The 16,075-nt window shown below is 41.1% G+C and carries 17 protein-coding genes and 1 pseudogene; 9 read left to right on the top strand and 9 right to left on the bottom strand.

What is annotated here, in order from left to right; translation table 11 throughout:
* The first annotated feature begins 12 nt into the window (after positions 1-12).
* The gene (locus HG263_RS04200; RefSeq protein WP_171624793.1) at positions 13-498 is read left to right on the top strand and encodes an FKBP-type peptidyl-prolyl cis-trans isomerase; all 486 of its coding nucleotides are present in this window, start codon (positions 13-15) and stop codon (positions 496-498) included.
* Positions 499-521: 23 nt separating this feature from the next.
* Here HG263_RS04200 and HG263_RS04205 read toward each other — a convergent pair whose 3' ends face one another.
* The 3 genes from HG263_RS04205 to HG263_RS04215 are packed head-to-tail and all read right to left on the bottom strand — an operon-like array spanning position 522 to position 2,149.
* Positions 522-962, bottom strand: a complete 441-nt coding sequence (locus HG263_RS04205) for a hypothetical protein (protein WP_171624794.1) — start codon at positions 960-962, stop codon at positions 522-524.
* 11 nt (positions 963-973) lie between these two features.
* Positions 974-1,798 (bottom strand): DUF481 domain-containing protein, encoded by an 825-nt coding sequence (locus HG263_RS04210; RefSeq protein ID WP_171624795.1) that lies wholly within the window; start codon positions 1,796-1,798, stop codon positions 974-976.
* Positions 1,799-1,825: 27 nt separating this feature from the next.
* Entirely contained in the window at positions 1,826-2,149 is a 324-nt protein-coding gene (locus HG263_RS04215; RefSeq protein ID WP_171624796.1) for a DUF440 family protein, read from the bottom strand.
* Between the two features lie 164 nt (positions 2,150-2,313).
* Between HG263_RS04215 and HG263_RS04220 the strand changes: the two genes are divergently transcribed.
* The 4 genes from HG263_RS04220 to HG263_RS04235 are packed head-to-tail and all read left to right on the top strand — an operon-like array spanning position 2,314 to position 5,072.
* Positions 2,314-3,105: a crotonase/enoyl-CoA hydratase family protein gene (locus tag HG263_RS04220; protein ID WP_171624797.1), complete on the top strand. Its 792-nt coding sequence runs from the start codon at positions 2,314-2,316 to the stop codon at positions 3,103-3,105.
* A 54-nt stretch (positions 3,106-3,159) separates the two neighbouring features.
* Positions 3,160-3,537: a CidA/LrgA family protein gene (locus tag HG263_RS04225; protein WP_171624798.1), complete on the top strand. Its 378-nt coding sequence runs from the start codon at positions 3,160-3,162 to the stop codon at positions 3,535-3,537.
* Positions 3,530-4,216 carry an LrgB family protein gene (locus HG263_RS04230; RefSeq protein WP_171624799.1) on the top strand — a complete coding sequence of 229 codons (687 nt, stop codon included), beginning with the start codon at positions 3,530-3,532 and terminating at the stop codon, positions 4,214-4,216. Before HG263_RS04225 ends, HG263_RS04230 begins: the two co-directional genes overlap by 8 nt.
* A 28-nt stretch (positions 4,217-4,244) precedes the next feature.
* Entirely contained in the window at positions 4,245-5,072 is an 828-nt protein-coding gene (locus tag HG263_RS04235; RefSeq protein ID WP_171624800.1) for a mechanosensitive ion channel domain-containing protein, read from the top strand.
* A 52-nt stretch (positions 5,073-5,124) separates the two neighbouring features.
* On the opposite strand, the gene HG263_RS04240 is transcribed toward HG263_RS04235, so the two are convergent.
* The 3 genes from HG263_RS04240 to cysS all read right to left on the bottom strand — a co-directional run bounded on the left by HG263_RS04240 (position 5,125) and on the right by cysS (position 8,131).
* Positions 5,125-5,580: a hypothetical protein gene (locus HG263_RS04240; RefSeq protein ID WP_171624801.1), complete on the bottom strand. Its 456-nt coding sequence runs from the start codon at positions 5,578-5,580 to the stop codon at positions 5,125-5,127.
* A 225-nt stretch (positions 5,581-5,805) separates the two neighbouring features.
* Positions 5,806-6,672 (bottom strand): mechanosensitive ion channel family protein, encoded by an 867-nt coding sequence (locus HG263_RS04245; protein WP_171624802.1) that lies wholly within the window; start codon positions 6,670-6,672, stop codon positions 5,806-5,808.
* A 79-nt stretch (positions 6,673-6,751) separates the two neighbouring features.
* A complete protein-coding gene (cysS, locus tag HG263_RS04250) occupies positions 6,752-8,131 on the bottom strand; it encodes a cysteine--tRNA ligase (protein WP_171624803.1) in 1,380 nt (459 codons plus the stop codon).
* Between the two features lie 203 nt (positions 8,132-8,334).
* Between cysS and ppiB the strand changes: the two genes are divergently transcribed.
* Together ppiB and HG263_RS04260 are read left to right on the top strand one after the other, a co-directional pair.
* Entirely contained in the window at positions 8,335-8,829 is a 495-nt protein-coding gene (gene ppiB, locus HG263_RS04255; RefSeq protein ID WP_171624804.1) for a peptidylprolyl isomerase B, read from the top strand.
* A gap of 49 nt (positions 8,830-8,878) precedes the next feature.
* Complete coding sequence (locus tag HG263_RS04260; protein WP_171624805.1) at positions 8,879-9,616, top strand: UDP-2,3-diacylglucosamine diphosphatase; 738 nt, start codon at positions 8,879-8,881, stop codon at positions 9,614-9,616.
* 11 nt (positions 9,617-9,627) lie between these two features.
* Here HG263_RS04260 and HG263_RS04265 read toward each other — a convergent pair whose 3' ends face one another.
* The 3 genes and pseudogenes from HG263_RS04265 to miaE form a co-directional block, all read right to left on the bottom strand.
* Complete coding sequence (locus HG263_RS04265) at positions 9,628-11,637, bottom strand: winged helix-turn-helix domain-containing protein (protein ID WP_171624806.1); 2,010 nt, start codon at positions 11,635-11,637, stop codon at positions 9,628-9,630.
* A gap of 98 nt (positions 11,638-11,735) precedes the next feature.
* Positions 11,736-12,221: a nuclear transport factor 2 family protein gene (locus tag HG263_RS04270; RefSeq protein ID WP_171624807.1), complete on the bottom strand. Its 486-nt coding sequence runs from the start codon at positions 12,219-12,221 to the stop codon at positions 11,736-11,738.
* A 238-nt stretch (positions 12,222-12,459) separates the two neighbouring features.
* Positions 12,460-13,092, bottom strand: a pseudogene (gene miaE, locus HG263_RS04275) (tRNA isopentenyl-2-thiomethyl-A-37 hydroxylase MiaE); the annotation flags it as partial.
* 63 nt (positions 13,093-13,155) lie between these two features.
* Here miaE and HG263_RS04280 point away from each other — a divergent pair.
* Positions 13,156-14,889: a recombinase family protein gene (locus HG263_RS04280; RefSeq protein ID WP_171624808.1), complete on the top strand. Its 1,734-nt coding sequence runs from the start codon at positions 13,156-13,158 to the stop codon at positions 14,887-14,889.
* Between the two features lie 149 nt (positions 14,890-15,038).
* Positions 15,039-15,668, top strand: coding sequence for a recombinase family protein (locus HG263_RS04285; RefSeq protein ID WP_171624809.1), 630 nt, complete (start codon positions 15,039-15,041; stop codon positions 15,666-15,668).
* Positions 15,669-16,075: the final 407 nt, after the last annotated feature.

A 16,075-nucleotide genomic window follows, 5' to 3' on the forward strand; every position in this document is an offset into this window, starting at 1 on the left:
ACGGGATATATTATGAAAATCGCACCAAACAAAGTGGTAAGAATGCATTACTCTGTATTAGATAATGACAACAACACCATTGATAACTCTTTTGATGGTGAGCCACTGGTGTTTATCGTGGGTACTGGCTATTTGATCCAAGGCCTAGAAGATGCGCTTATTGATAAGCAAGCTGGCGACAAACTAAGTGTAACTGTTGAGCCAGAGCAAGGCTACGGTGAGCGCCATGATAACCTGATGCAAGCAGTGCCAAAATCTATGTTTGATGGCATGGAAATCGAAGTGGGTATGCAATTTAGAGCAACGACTGACGATGGCGACCAAATGGTAATGATCATCGATATCCAAGATGAAGAAGTGATAGTCGATGGTAACCACCCGTTGTCAGGGATCACACTTAATTTTGACGTAGAAATTTTAGAAGTACGTGATGCTACCGATGACGAGCTTGCACATGGCCACGTACATGGTGAAGGTGGCTGTGGTCACGACCACTAAGCGATATGCTTATGAACAAGCGCCTACTCGGCGCTTGTTATTTTTTCACTCAATACTTCGAGTAAACCTGCTTGGTCATTAGTTCCCAAACGATACTTCATACCGTCCGGTAAGCTTACTTCAATGGCACTGAACCCTGACGCTGAATAAACCCACCCGTCGTTGGTTATACGCATACCGATGCCATGGCGTAGTGAATTTGTAACCCCTTTTATTTCTTCAATTTCATCAAAGCTAAGAGTTTTCTTGGCTACGCCTGGGCCAAACCACCAGCTTAAAGTTTGCTGTTCTTTGTTCACTTCTATTGTTAGGCCATAAAACAAACATGCTAATACCGCTATAATAATACCGAAAACAAGCACTACCACATTGTAACCCAGTAGCCATGTCGCCAATATTAAGAAACTTGCTATCCACGCCAGAATAGCCATGATTGCCCATGAAAATTGGGTATGACGGTACATAAATTTCCTCTTTAAAAGCTGTAAACCAACGTGGCACCAAGCTCAGTATCAGCTTTTACCTTGTCTTCTTCTGGTTGTGAATTATAACGATAGCTATATGATATTCTCAACGATACGCCTCCTAAAACCTGACTTACAATTGCGGTTTCACTGATCATGCGGTCGTTTAATCCGGACAGTGAAATTTCCATACTCACGTCTTGATTAAAGCGCGTACGCTTAGAAATATTCCTCTCCCACTGCAATGCAATACGAACAAGCTGACCCTGTTTTAGTCGTGATTCACCTTCAGGCAGCTCGGTCTCATCGTCTGTTTTTGACAAATATAAACCCGGACCAATATCAAAATCTACGGTGTCTTTTCGACTCTCAAATAAACGATTCCCATACCCCAACGCCACTGTCGCTGTGTAGTCTTTACCGCTGAATTTATCATTTAGATAATCTGCGTACAGGAAAAATGACTCATTATCTTGACCAACTTTATAGTTTCCCTGTGCGGAAACAAAGTATTTAGACGCAGAGACTTCATGTTGACCATTATCATTGGCATCATCTTCACGGTACAAAGCATCTAATTTGAATTGATTTCGCCACTGTGTAAAATCTTGGTAAATGTTGCTTTTTAGTTTAAACGCAGTGCTCTTTTTATTACCATTATTGGCAATAAAGCCAAACTCAAGATCCCCATACAACACATCCCCTTGATGCTTCTGATGGATTTCTTCGTCTGACAGCTCGCCATATTTATGAAAATCTTTCAATGGATCTGAGGCGTAGCTTTCTATTGCTAATAATAAGCTAAACAAACACAAAATTATTTTAATATACTGCACAACTTCACAACGACTATTTTAAAGGGGTTACTCAGACTCGCTTTGCTTCCACAAAACATGACAAAACGGTGCATCAATATCTCTGCTAATCAGAATTTTTGCGAGCACCTCATCACCATCTTCGTATTCAATACCGACGAGCACTTGTACAAAATGCTCAGGCTCAATCTCTAACGCTACCAATTCCTGCCAGCTTTCGTCTGGCTCGCTATCTTCTATAAAACCATAGTCTTCATGATGCAGGTTAAACTGTTCAATATCTTGCTCTGATAAATTCTCAGGTGCGAGTTGTTGAAAAATTTCATATGCTTGGTGGGTTACTTCTTCAACACTACAAAGACGGGCTGACATGGTTGAGACTCTCTAAATTAATGCATTCATTGCTATGATAGCAAAATCATAAAATTAAAGGCCACGATGTTTCGTTAAATAAGCAAATTTATCTGCTGAAATTACGATTGCTAGAATATAAACTCTAAACAAGACAATAATTATAACCATAACAGGATTTTATAATGCTCCGTGTAGAACACCGCGATAATGTGGCTTGGGTTACGCTCAACCGCCCAGAAAAACAAAATGCACTCACCTTTGAGATGTTTATTGCCATTGATAAAACGATTAAACAACTCAAAAATAACCGTCAAATCAGAGCCGTGGTTATTCAAGGCGCTGGAGGGAATTTTTGTTCGGGGCTAGACGTAAAGTCAGTCATGAAAAAGCCTTCTGCAATTCTTAGGCTACTGTTTAAGTGGTTACCCGGCAATGCTAACTTAGCACAACGTGTCTGTCTTGCATGGCGAAACCTGCCCATACCTGTTATCGCTTTGATTGATGGTAATTGTTTTGGCGGCGGTTTACATATCGCCCTTGGCGCTGACTATCGTATTACAACAAGTAGCGCACAGCTGGCTATCATGGAGTCTAAATGGGGATTGTGTCCAGATATGGGCTCAGGTCCTCTGCTTCCTGCAATACTTAGCTATGATCAAGCATTAAAACTTGCTTGGCTAGGAACAACGATCAGTGGTGAGCAAGCAGTACAATTAGGCTTAGCTTCAGAGGTAAGTGATAACTTACATGCAAGTTGCGATGATTTATTGCGCCGATTACTTATTCGTTCACCAGACACACTTGCAGCTATAAAACGTGTTAACCAAACCGCTTATCAACAAAATCTCAGAGCAACATTAGCCAAAGAGACATTTTCCCAGATAAAGCTGCTACTTAATAAAAATACCAAAATTGCTATGCACAACGCCACCCATAATGAGCAAAAAACCTACGACGCGAGAAACAAGTGGTAATTTGGTCCAATAGTCACAGCTTACATAAATTAATTATTATGGACTTCTGTGAAGATGAATGATTGGGTAGCTTCGTTGCGTCAGCTTACTAAGTTCTTTATTGCTTTGGGCATTTTGTTGATGTGTTTGTACAGTGCTAAATTAATGGTTTTATGGTGGCAAATTCCGTTGCCTTCTCCGCTTGTCGCTATGCTCATTTTGCTGCTTTTGCTAGCCAGTAAAATTATGCAGCCTAGTTGGCTAGAACCTGCCTGTACACCCATTTTAAAGTACATGGCACTGTTCTTTATCCCAGCAGGCGTCGGCATTGTGCAATATACCTCTTTACTCGCCCTCTATTGGCCAGTCCTGTTATGCACTGTGATATTAGTGCCCGTTGTAGGCTTAACTTTAGTGGGGTTTGCAGCAAAAAAAGGACTGAAGAATGACTAGTTCAGCCTTGATTGTTATCTTGATCTGCGCCTTGTTTTATCTTTTTCGACGGATATATCGGTCTTATCCTGTTTCGTTATTAAACCCATTACTACTGTGTATTGTTAGCATCAGCACAGCATTATTAGCGCTGGATGTACAATACCAAGTATTCTTTTTGGCAGCTCAGCCAATACACTTTTTTTTAGAGGTTGCGGTAGTTGCTCTGGCCTACCCGCTGTACACACAGTTCCATGATATAAAAAGATACTTTGTGCATATCCTATTATGTAGTTTTATCGGTGTTAGCAGTGCCACAGTGATCGCATGGCTATTGTGTAAACTGTTTTTAGTCGATGAACAACTCAGTGCCTCACTTGCAGCTTTGTCTGTCACTACACCTATCACTATCATTGTGAGCCAAAGCCTCGGTGGGATGAGTGCTATCGCAGCCATAATGGTTATCTTAGTTGGCGTGTTCGGTGGTATATTTGGTTTATCGTTACTAGAAAAATTGAATATTAAGCACCCAAAGGCACAAGGAATTGCGCTGGGCGTATCTTGCCATGCTATTGGCACCGCAAGCGCCTTAGAGCATCATCCAATCGCCGGAGCCTATGCATCCGCAGCTATGACCATAAGTGCTATCACAACTGCTATTTGGGTGCCGCCATTTTATACTTGGCTAACTACACTTTGAACGCCACGCATTAAACAAGGAAAACAACGTGATCGAACAAGAAATAAAACAATTTGAACACTACTTTAACCTGATCAGAGACTATTTAGTTACCTATAGCATGCAAGTGTTTGGCGCGATACTCATATTGCTTATTGGCCTTTGGGCTTCCAACCGGATATCTAAGATGGTTGAAGCGTTAATGCAGCGCCACAACATTGACGTAACGCTGACCAACTTTATGAGTAATCTCGTAAAAGTACTCCTGATTGTCATGTTTGTGATCATCGCTTTAGGAAAAGTTGGCATCAGTGTGACCCCATTTGTAGCTGCCATTGGTGCCGCTTCGCTAGGTGCTGGTTTAGCGCTACAAGGTATGCTGTCAAACTATGGCTCTGGCTTTGCAATTATTGCCACTCGCCCGTTTATCGTGGGTGATACGATTCAACTTAAAGGGGTCAGCGGCCAAGTTAAAAAGATAGAACTGGGCCACACTATTTTAGTTAATGAAGAAAAGGTTGAAATAACCATTCCCAACAAGCACATCATTGGTGAAATATTGCACAACTCATTTGAGTATTCGCTAGTTAAAGGTGAAATTGGTATCGCCTATCATAGTGATAGCGATGTCGCCATTAACGAAATAGTCAATGTGATTGTTTCTAATGATAAAGTAGCGCAAAGCCCGCAACCGCAGGTAGGCATTGAGCAGTTTGCTGATAGCGCGGTGATCATTAGCTACCGTTATTGGGTACCAACCACTCAAATTATTGAAACTAAGCTAGCTATCAATAAGCAAGTTTATCACGCAATAAAAATGGCAGACATCGATATTCCATTCCCTCAACGGGTTGTTACGTTGCAAAAGGAATCATAAAGAAAAGGCACCTTTCGGTGCCTAATTGTTGGGAAGTCAATTTATTAAATGTTCAATAGACTAGCGTTTGCGCTAATGCTCGTGCTGCACTGTAATCTGACATCATACGGCACAATAGCTCATGACATGGCACACTACCGTGGAGCAATTCTGTGTCCTCTAGAAAAAAAACCATTAGCGGGCCTCGTCGTATCACAACATGCATAGATAAAATACTATGTCCTTGACTTTGCAAGGCGTCAATCAGTGCTAGCTCATCATCTGACCAAGCACAATCAAAACTCGTTTCTAAACTCAACGCTCGCTCAGTTATTTCTTTGCAAACTAGTATGGTGTCAGCCTCACTAAAGGGTGATTTACGACGAGAATATAGCCTTATCTGTAAACCACTTTGTGCGACATGCCGAAAGGTAAACATTTTGCTATCAAGGTGGTTGAGCCCTTTATTCATGCCGTCTATAAATGCTGCTGTGTGATCAAAGTCAAACTTTATTACACCCTCAGCCATAGGCCTACTCACCCATTTAAGTTACACTAATTTAACTATAATGCTAATTTCATTTTATGCAAAATTAATTATTAACAGATTGACAACTAAAAATATCAAGGGTTAGTGCAATAAAAATAAAAACCCCACTTTATCAAAAACTAAGTAAAAAAGAGCAAACCAAAATTTTGCTCTTTTTTACTTTTACATTCGACTAAAGACTAATGCTCGCCTTTTATTATTTAATTAATCAACACAATTATTTTTTGCTGCTGGTGTACGAATATGAATATCTCGCTGTGGAAATGGGATTTCAATTTGATATTTTCGAAGCGCATCATCTATCGCCCATAAATAATCTGATACCAATGCAGTGGGGCGTTTTACCTGTTCAGGTTGAACCCATACTCCGAGAGTAAAATTTAAACTACTGTCTCCAAACCCTGTCATCCAAACCGTTGGCTCACGGCCAAGACTATTTAGCGTATAAGGTACATTGTCTGCGGCCTCTAGAACCGCCTTTTTCACTAACGCTTTATCACTGCCATAAGCCACCGAAAATGAAATTCTAAAACGCCTCACCTTTTCTGCTAAAGTCCAGTTTGTAACCAAGCCAGAGACCAACTCAGCATTAGGAATAAGAATATCCACATTATCATTGGTACGAATTAGCGTGGCCCTCATATAGATTGCCATCACTTCACCAACAACGTCATTAGATAGTTCTACAAAGTCTCCCACCTTGACTGTTTTTTCCAATAGTAAAACCAGTCCAGAAACAAAATTATTGACCATCCCCTGCAGACCAAGGCCAATACCAACTCCCAGCGCACTGGCAATCAAGGCAAGCTCTGTCATCTCCATACCTAATGATGTTAAAGCGATAATAAAACCAATAAACAGCACTATGTAATGAATAAAGCGTCCTATAACATAAGCGGATGTATGCGCAATCATGCCCTGACGGGTTGCCAATCGTCCAAATGCCGCTCGCAGCACACGAGATATAATAAAGGTGATCAACAGCACCATAAAAAATGAAAATAATTCACCAACCAGCAAAGAAAAATCGCCTACTTTAATAAGCTCTTTATCAAGCCAACTCATATCCATTTATTTTTCCTCAAAAAAAACGCCACACTTATTGAGTGTGGCGTTAACTTCTATACTTGGCAACTAAATTTGCAAGCCGCTATGCCTTGCGCCAAGTGGTTTTTCCAGCACTATCTTCTAGCACCACACCCAATGCATTAAGCGCATCACGTGCTTCATCGGCAGCTGCCCAATCTTTGTTTGCGCGTGCTTCATTACGCTTAACAATGAGGGCTTCAATTTTTGCCACTTCGTCGTTATCTTGATCGCCTTGTAAAAATCGCTCCGGCTCTTGCTGTGCAATACCTAACACACCTGCAAGCTGTACTAAGGTGTAAGCCAGTTCGCCCGCCGATTTAGCATCTTTTTCTTTGAGTAAGTTTACTTCTTTGGCAAGTTCAAAAATAACAGGTAACGCCTCAGGCGTATTGAAGTCATCATTCATGGCTGCTTCAAAGCGCTGTGCGTATTCGCTGCCTTCAAGTGACACTTCAATCAACTCTACACCGCGAAGCGCGGTATAAATGCGTTCTAATGATGAACGCGCTTGGTCTAAGTTTTCTTGCGAGTAGTTTAACTGACTACGATAGTGGCCATTAATTAAGAAGTAACGAACCGTCTCACGGTCGTATTGTTTTAATACTTCGCGCACGGTAAAGAAATTGCCTAACGACTTCGACATTTTCTCTTTGTTTACTTGCACCATACCTGTGTGGATCCAAGTATTCACATACCTACCATTGTTGGCGCAGCATGATTGCGCGATTTCATTTTCATGGTGTGGAAATTGCAAATCTGAGCCACCACCGTGAATATCAAAAAACTCACCTAAGTGTTTCGAGCTCATTGCACTACATTCAATATGCCAACCTGGGCGACCTTCACCCCAAGGCGATTGCCAAGCAGGCTCGCCAGCTTTGGCCTTTTTCCAAAGTACAAAGTCTAGTGGATCGTCTTTGTCTTGCGCTACTTCAACACGCGCACCCGCTTGCAACATGGCTAAATCTTGTTGTGACAGTTGACCATATTGCTCAAAGGTCGACACATCAAATAGCACATCACCACTACCTGCAACATATGCATGGCCTTTGGCTATTAGCTTGTCGATCATCGCAATGATTTCATCCATATGCCCAGTTACAGTTGGTTCAATATCTGCTGGTAGGATATTTAAGGCATCGAAATCTTCATGCATGGCTTTGGTCATACGCACGGTTAAGTCGTTTATCTCTTCTTGGTTCTCGGCTGCACGTTTAATGATTTTATCGTCAACATCGGTGATGTTACGTACATAGGTTACATCATATCCTAAGTAGCGAAGATATCTGTTCATCACATCAAACGAAACATAGGTACGTGCGTGTCCCACATGGCAGAAATCGTAAATGGTGATACCACACACATACATGTCGACTTTACCTTCGACTAATGGTTTAAACGGCGCTTTTTGGCGAGTTAGTGTGTTGTATATCTGCAACATGTAGTGTTATTCCTAAACAAAAAAAGACATGAAACACAATCATAACACTTGCCCCGCCTCTGCTCTATACCCAAAGTGACACTACTAGGCACAAATCGACAGGTTTTTTCTCGTGTACGATTAATTCTCTTTGAAAATTGTCAGCTCCTACTCTTGTGCTATAGAATACAGCCTTTGTAAATTCTAAAGATTAGGAAGCCGAAATGGTTGTTCTACACACAAACTACGGTCAAATCAGCGTTAACTTATTTGCTGAAGATGCACCTAAAACAGTTGAAAACTTTTTAAACTACGCCAAGTCTGGCTTTTACGATGGCACAATCTTCCACCGTGTTATCGATGGTTTTATGGTTCAAGGCGGCGGTTTCGCACCGGGCATGGAACAAAAGTCTGTTCAAGCGCCGATTGAAAATGAAGCAAACAATGGTCTGAGCAATAAAGCTGGTACGCTTGCGATGGCGCGTACACCAGATCCTCACTCTGCAACTGCTCAGTTTTTTATCAACGTAAATGACAACGACTTTTTGAATTTCAGCAGTGAAACTTCACAAGGTTGGGGTTACTGTGTATTTGGTGAAGTGGTTGAAGGTATGGACGTAGTTAACAAAATTAAATCTGTTGCTACTGGCTCTTCGGGCTTCCATCAAGACGTACCTCTTGAAGACGTGATCATCGAAAAAGTAACAATCACAGAATAATTCAGTTATTTTAAGCGGGCTCAGCCCGCTTTATCTCAAAAGAAGCGCCATGAGAAAAACCTACTTCATCTCCGACCTTCACTTAAGTGACGAGCACCCACAAATTACCCAAGCCTTCTTCGACTTTTTAGCAGTGCACATGAACGATGATGTTGATGCTTTGTATATTTTGGGCGACTTTTTTGAGGTATGGATAGGTGATGATGAGCAAAGTCCATTAGCTCTCGAAGTAGCTAACAAGCTAAAAGCGGTCGCACAAACAGGTATACCGATATTCTTTACACATGGTAATCGCGACTTTTTATTGGGTAAACGCTATGCCAAGCAAGCAAACATGACTCTGTTACCAGAGCAACATGTTGTCGACTTATATGGCACACCAACCTTAGTATTACATGGCGATGAAATGTGTATAGACGACATTGCCTATCAAAAGTTTCGCAAAAAGAGCCGTGGTTGGTGGTGGCCAAAGTTGATTTTATCTTTGCCATTAAGTGTGCGTCGCAATATCGCCAAAAATGGTCGTGCAAAGAGCAAAGCCAAGCAAATGAATCAAGCTGCCGATATTTTAGATGTAACGCCCAGTGCTGTGTTAGAAATGTTTGAGCGTTATAACGTCGCGCATATGATCCACGGTCATACCCATCGCCCCGATGTACATACTTACAAGCACAACAATAAACAGCTTACCCGCACGGTATTAGGTGACTGGTATAGCCAAAGCTCGTATTTAGTGGTGAACGAGGCTGATGAGCAACAACTGTTAAGTAACGAGCTGACGCTGTGAGCTTTTCACAATCATTTAATCTGTAACGCAACCACATTCCCGTTGGTAATGTTACCGCGATCTGAAAGCAACGTACTGCGCCTATCAACAGAATATGATTGCACATTGCCAGAAGATGACCATTGACCTAATATGACTTGCTTCCTCTTAGACGCGACATTGGAAAGCGTATATTGAGAAATCACTTTTTGTATTCCATCTTGATAGCTCAACACAGCATAACCTGAATCAGCGTAGGCGTTGTCAGGTGATAAAATGCCATGATTGGATACTGGTTCACTTAGAAAACGATTCTGTTTAGTTTTAAAGTCATACAGTACAAATCGGCTCGATAAATAGTCAAACGTGATTACTTCTTTGTCTGCAACCTCATAAGCAACTAATCCCTTTTTCTGGCTCACGTCGACAATGTTTAAGTTCAACGCATCATACAAATACAGCGCAACATTCTTCTTATGCTCACTCACATAAATATATCTACCGTCATTGCTCCACGCTAACGGGTACTTCACATCATCTAATGCAACGGAGCGAATAAGGCGACCAGACTCTAATTCAATGACACCTAAATAAATCAGCTCTTTCGAGTAAACAATCGCTGCATAGCGATTGTCATTTGATATGCTGTAATACCTTATAGAATTGGCTTGCAACGTGCTCAATTGACTTACTTGTTTGGAGTGAATATTGTACCCATATAATTCAAAGTCTCCACGTCTATTTGAAATAAAGTATATGGATTTGCTGTCTGAAGAATAACGAGCGGTTGTTTCCATTAACGTAGAATTTAACATTGAGAAAACGTTCACTTCACCATCTAAACTGACTTCTTTTAAATCGACTCGACTTTCCAAAAAGCTGTAATAAATCAGCTTTTGCGCAGCGTCAAACGTCATATCGGTGACTTCGCTACCTGCATGAGAATAAACAGGCATAATAACGTTCGATTTTAAAGAAACCGACCAAATTCCTTGCATCTGTCGGTATGTTCCTGCAACCAATAAGTTATCAATGTGTATACCCGAACTTATAGCCGTGACTTTACTAAACCCATTTATTTTACCAGTGATTTGATCGTTTTTCAGACCATAAATCGTAGGTGTTTGCCCATCTACACCGACAAAATATAGAGTGTTTAGTCGTGAATGAAAGTATGGCTGGTAAATTTTATCAACGCTTATGCCCTTTGGCATTGAGTAACGCTGTACAGTATCACTAATAAATGAGTATTGTTGTAAAACTGTACTCGCATTATGCTCGTATTGGTTAAAAACCAAAGCTTGTTTATCTTCATCAAAGGCTAACGAATAGATAGCTTTGTCACGCTCTACAAGTACTTTTATTGCTTCGCCTAATCTGTGCTTCACTATTTGGTATTTCGCCAAGTTAAAGCGAATGTAAAATAAAGTATTTCCAACAATCTCTAGGCTACGCTTTTGCCACTTATCACTGATAGCGACTTGCTCTGTGTTGTTTGGGTGGCTAATTATCAACTGAGTATTTCCCTCTCGTTGATAAAAATAGCCGTCAAAGTGCTCCCCTAGTGCATAGTCATAGGTAACACCTTCTTTGTGTGTAATGGGCTTGGAGCGAATTACCTCATAGTGTAAGGAAGTACTTGCTGAAGGCCAAAACATCCATGCAAACATCAATAACACGGGCAAAGTACTAAGTACGACAATACTAAAACTAATTGTTTTCAGCGGTTTGGCAGGAACCATCAAAACATAACCACGTTTAGTAATAGTCGATATAAAAATTGGTGATTTAGCATCGTCTCCTAGCGCTTGACGCAATACAAACACAAGCTTAGTAATGACGTCATCACCAATTATTTGTCTAGGCCATAATTCATCTATAATCTCTTTTTTTAAACAAAGGCTGCCTTGCTTCTCAACCAGCAAACCCAATAGCTGCATAGCTTTTGGCTCAACTTTAGCACCGCCAATGGTGCTAAGTTGAGGGTCTACTATAACATTTTTAAGCTTATACGAATCAATACAGTGGCGATCAGTCAACACTAACAATATCTATTGCAAAATTTATTAACATCATAAAGAGTTCATGATACGCATGCAATCACATGAGTATGAAGCCAACGTGGTTGCCTCAGCTGCGCTTAAAGCATACCGTTGTCATGGGACATATTTGATGGGATTTTTTGCCATACATCCCAGTGCTCTATTATTTTTCCATTGTGAACTCGAAATATATCCACCCCCGCACTGCCTGGAGTTGACTTTCTGGTATCGTAGGCATGAACATGTAAAACGACCATATCATCTTGCGTAATCACGCGTTTAATTTCGCGCTTTATCGAAACTGACTCATTTTTAAGCCAATCTCCGACGGTTTCTATAAATGCTTCTCTGCCTGTAGCGACATACGGATTATGCTGAATATAGTCTTTATGCAAAAACTGCTCAGATACTGCTCTGATATTACCTTCTTTGTTTATAAACACTCGTTCATAAAACGAGACAACTAAATTGCTTGCAGTAATATCACCAGTTGATTTTTCGTGTCCAGCCAGTACATTGAAATTTATCAATAGAATCAGAAAAAATGCACCAATCTGTCTCAGGTTAACGTTGCTTTTTATCATAGGGTTTTCCTTTTTTTAGTGAACTAAGTACCGCTAAACACTGTGAGGTGTATTCACCCTATACGCCATACCAAAACCCTTCCAAAAGCATTGCAGAATTATCTTAACTATATATATCAGATAGTTAAGATGTTGTGACATAAATGAGAGAATGGATATATTGGAGGTAGTGTGAGAAACTCAGTATCTCACACCGCGTTAGCTGAAAATATTTTTGTTCTATTAATATCGGAATTTGCTACGCAGGCACACCACTGTGAAACTTAAAGTCTTCATCTGGCGATGAAATTAGCTCTGCCTCTACTTGACCAAAATGGGCCACGCGCTCGCTAATATCCTGCCCAGAAATTTCCTCAGCTAACGTTAAATAATCTTGATAATGACGAGCCTCAGAACGCAGCAATGAGATATAAAAATCCCCAAGGCGCTTATCAACATGTGGTGCAAGCTTGGCAAAGCGCTCACACGAGCGGGCCTCAATGTAAGCCCCGACAATTAACTTATCAACCAAGGCATCAGGCTCATAGGTTTTAACGTGTCTGAGCATACCTTTTGCGTAACGACATGGCGTGATACTTTGATATTCAACCCCATATTCATCCATGATCTCTAAAACTTGATAAAAATGATGCAGCTCTTCTTTAATCAACATCACCATTTTATCAATCAACTCTTGCCCATATGGGGTATTTGATTTTGGGATCATCGACTTAGTAAGTTTGTTTTTATCCGCCAAGTCACGCCAATTGCCTTCTCGCTTATAAATAAGCGTTTCAAATGGTTTTAACCACTCAAGCAACGCATCCCCGCTGTCTTTATCAACCGCATATTTACGAATTAAAAACATGGCTGATTGCGCGGCTTTTAGCTCACTGTTGACCTAGCTGTGCACATCAAATAACATCCCCCTTAAATCACATCGAAATTAAAGATTATGAAACGTAAAGTATATGCCTACCAGCGGTTTAGCTCGGATGCACAAAGAGGTAACAGCTCCTTACATAGGCAGTCGGAACAGCTTAAGGGCTGGCTAAGTAGACACCCGGAATGTGAGCTTGCAGAAGAGATTGTTGATGAAGGTATCTCTGCGTACACGGGTAAAAACGTATCGACTGGCGCATTAGGTGAATTTATTGCACGCCTGGAGTCAGGGCTAATCGAGCCTAAATCGATTGTATTGATTGAACACTTTAGCCGCCTTACACGCCAAGATCTCGGCGAAGCCGAGGGCTTACTGAAAAGGCTTTGGAAGTATGGCGTGTCTATTGCGATCACTAAGAAGGATAAGATATATGAGCCTGAGGATGTTAATGACCTTGTTGGACGGATTGAGCTATTACTTGAAATAAAAGCCGCCTATGAAGACTCAGAGTATCGCTCTAGAAAAGTTAAGGGTAGCTATGTAAGACGTGAAGAAAACGCTAAGCAAGGCATTGTACCAAAGATGCGACGTCCTTTTTGGCTGAACAGTGATGGTACATGCAACGAACATAAAAGCATCATTAGAGATATTTTCGATCTTTACCTCTCAGGCCAAGGTCAAAGAAATATACTCAACGCCATAAAAGAGAAGTACCCTGATGCCTCTTTCTTGAAAAAAACTAACCCTAGCACTGTAATGGATTGGATTACTAAGGACTCAGTGATCGGCTTGTGGCGTGGGAACAAGGTTTATGAGGCAGCTATAGATGAGAGCACGTATTACCAAGCACAAGATATTCGCGAAAACCGTAAATATAAAAATATTAAGCCCGATAGCGAATGGCCACTTAGTGGTTTAATCCGGTGTAAGGGTTGTGGTTGCGGAATGAGCATTCAGCGCAGCTATAATAAGAAAAAAGGGTGCTATAGCCTTCCTTTATTAAGGTGTAGTAACACTCAGCGTAAAGGTATCAAGAGCCCTGATTGCACGACAAAGAGTACGTTCCCTCTTATCATCGCACATTATTTTTATTTCGAGTATTCACGTCGAACCATACTTGAAAAGCTGACCAAGTCAGAACTACATAAAGATAGGCTCCAACAAGAAAGTACCTTAAACAGGCTGCTGAGTAAATTATCGGCAAAACTAGACAACTACAAGGAGGTCTCTAACGAAGCAGAAGAGTCTGGCGATAATGCAACTGTACGTCATGCCTTTAAGCATATTCTAACGATAGAGCAAGAGGTCGAGGATGTACATCAAAAGCTAAAGAGCTTGAAAAAGGATAGCCACGTTGAAAAAGCTGAGCTAATACTCCCCGACTTAATAGACCTTTTAAAAGAGCCGAAGCGCTTCAATACTGCAATGCATAGATTGCAAGTTTATGCGTATCTTGATGGGATGAAACTGTACTTCGATGAGAGTCGAAGCCTTGAATACGTTGAGTTCAGCAGAAAGAGCAAAAGGTATATTATAAAGTGTGATGACTTCCCCCTGCCGCAGTTAGAGATACCTAATAACTATTACAGCGAAGAGAACCTCTTTTTCCCATTGACTAAAATGACCGATGAAGACATCTCTATTTGGAAACAAGCTATAAACATACAAAACCTCCGTATGAACTTTCCGGCTGATACATTTAAAGAAACTGACGCCCTGGTTGATGAAGACCAAAATGAGTTCTTATCTAGCTTCGACGCAGACTTACGAAAAATTGACGATGAGCGTCAGAAGATTAAGTCATGATGTGGTGTCAATTGACTATAGCCGAGTGAGGTGTTTTTTACATCGTCAGGCTGATATGTATTAACTCTCAATAGCCAATAAATCGAATGGCTATTGAGAGTTTATCAATGAAGTTAGTTACACAAAAGGCTAATGAGAAGTGAGAGAATATGAACGCTAGAATCTACATGAGAGCAAGCACACAAGAGCAAGACGCTTACCGAGCCGAACAGGAGCTTACTGATTTTTGTCAGAGTAATGCCATAACTATCGTAGGGAAATACGTTGAGAACTACACTGGCACTAAATTAAAACGCCCTAAACTAGGCTTACTGCTAGCTGAGTCTGAGGCTGATGAGATACTTCTTGTCGAAAGCGTCGACCGCCTCTCTCGTCTTCCCCTTGATGAGTGGTATCAGCTAAAAGCAATCATTAACGAAAAAGGTCTGCGTCTTATAGTCGCTGACTTACCAACTACCCACACTCTCATTAGTGATGATGACCTAACAAGTAACATCCTAAAAATAGTCAACAATATGTTGCTTGACCTAATGGCAACCATGGCTCGCCAGGATAACGATAAGCGTCGTGAGAGAATTAAGCAGGGCTTAGCCAAAGCAAAAGCTGAAGGGAAACAGGTTGGTGGGCGTAGTAAGAATAAAGCGACCAGAGAAAAGGTCGTTAGGTACATAAACAAAAACCTTGGGGCAGAAGAAGTGTCTAAACTCGCTGATTGCAGCGTTGCCACCGTCTATCGGATAAAAAATGAAATCCTATCAGGACAACTCGTATGCGCGTGATTGAATATTAAAAGCCCCTAATATTGCTGTACAACGGTAGCTGCGGGCTTAATCCTTCGATATGACTTAGGGGTAAAATAGTAATTAAAACGCCTCACTCATCACTGCTACAGATTTAGCACTTTAAGTGCGTGTTTGAATATTAAGGGCGCTCTTAGAATCGTTGTACAACAGCAGCTTCGGACTCCACGGCATGATTTATCGTAATTAGATGCTATGCGATGCGAAACGAGCCTCCCAGCCATGCTACTAATGTGGCCCCTTAAGTGCGTGTTTGAATATTAATAACCCCTCGAATTTTTTACAACGGCAGCTGTAGACCTCAATCAACGATATGATTTATAGCAATTGGATGATAAACGAGTCACTCAGCTCTGCTTCTAATACATCCCCCCTAAGTGCGTGTT

Origin of the sequence: Pseudoalteromonas caenipelagi, from assembly GCF_013140855.1 — a bacterium.
GTDB lineage: Bacteria > Pseudomonadota > Gammaproteobacteria > Enterobacterales > Alteromonadaceae > Pseudoalteromonas > Pseudoalteromonas caenipelagi.

Excerpts from the sequence above, each read along its gene's own strand:
- HG263_RS04200 (WP_171624793.1), top strand. The coding sequence starts at position 13 with ATGAAAATCGCACCAAACAAAGTGGTAAGAATGCATTACTCTGTATTA.
- HG263_RS04205 (WP_171624794.1), bottom strand. The coding sequence starts at position 962 with ATGTACCGTCATACCCAATTTTCATGGGCAATCATGGCTATTCTGGCG.
- HG263_RS04215 (WP_171624796.1), bottom strand. The coding sequence starts at position 2,149 with ATGTCAGCCCGTCTTTGTAGTGTTGAAGAAGTAACCCACCAAGCATAT.
- HG263_RS04220 (WP_171624797.1), top strand. The coding sequence starts at position 2,314 with ATGCTCCGTGTAGAACACCGCGATAATGTGGCTTGGGTTACGCTCAAC.
- HG263_RS04225 (WP_171624798.1), top strand. The coding sequence starts at position 3,160 with ATGAATGATTGGGTAGCTTCGTTGCGTCAGCTTACTAAGTTCTTTATT.
- HG263_RS04230 (WP_171624799.1), top strand. The coding sequence starts at position 3,530 with ATGACTAGTTCAGCCTTGATTGTTATCTTGATCTGCGCCTTGTTTTAT.
- HG263_RS04240 (WP_171624801.1), bottom strand. The coding sequence starts at position 5,580 with ATGGCTGAGGGTGTAATAAAGTTTGACTTTGATCACACAGCAGCATTT.
- HG263_RS04245 (WP_171624802.1), bottom strand. The coding sequence starts at position 6,672 with ATGGATATGAGTTGGCTTGATAAAGAGCTTATTAAAGTAGGCGATTTT.
- cysS (WP_171624803.1), bottom strand. The coding sequence starts at position 8,131 with ATGTTGCAGATATACAACACACTAACTCGCCAAAAAGCGCCGTTTAAA.
- ppiB (WP_171624804.1), top strand. The coding sequence starts at position 8,335 with ATGGTTGTTCTACACACAAACTACGGTCAAATCAGCGTTAACTTATTT.
- HG263_RS04260 (WP_171624805.1), top strand. The coding sequence starts at position 8,879 with ATGAGAAAAACCTACTTCATCTCCGACCTTCACTTAAGTGACGAGCAC.
- HG263_RS04270 (WP_171624807.1), bottom strand. The coding sequence starts at position 12,221 with ATGATAAAAAGCAACGTTAACCTGAGACAGATTGGTGCATTTTTTCTG.
- HG263_RS04280 (WP_171624808.1), top strand. The coding sequence starts at position 13,156 with ATGAAACGTAAAGTATATGCCTACCAGCGGTTTAGCTCGGATGCACAA.
- HG263_RS04285 (WP_171624809.1), top strand. The coding sequence starts at position 15,039 with ATGAACGCTAGAATCTACATGAGAGCAAGCACACAAGAGCAAGACGCT.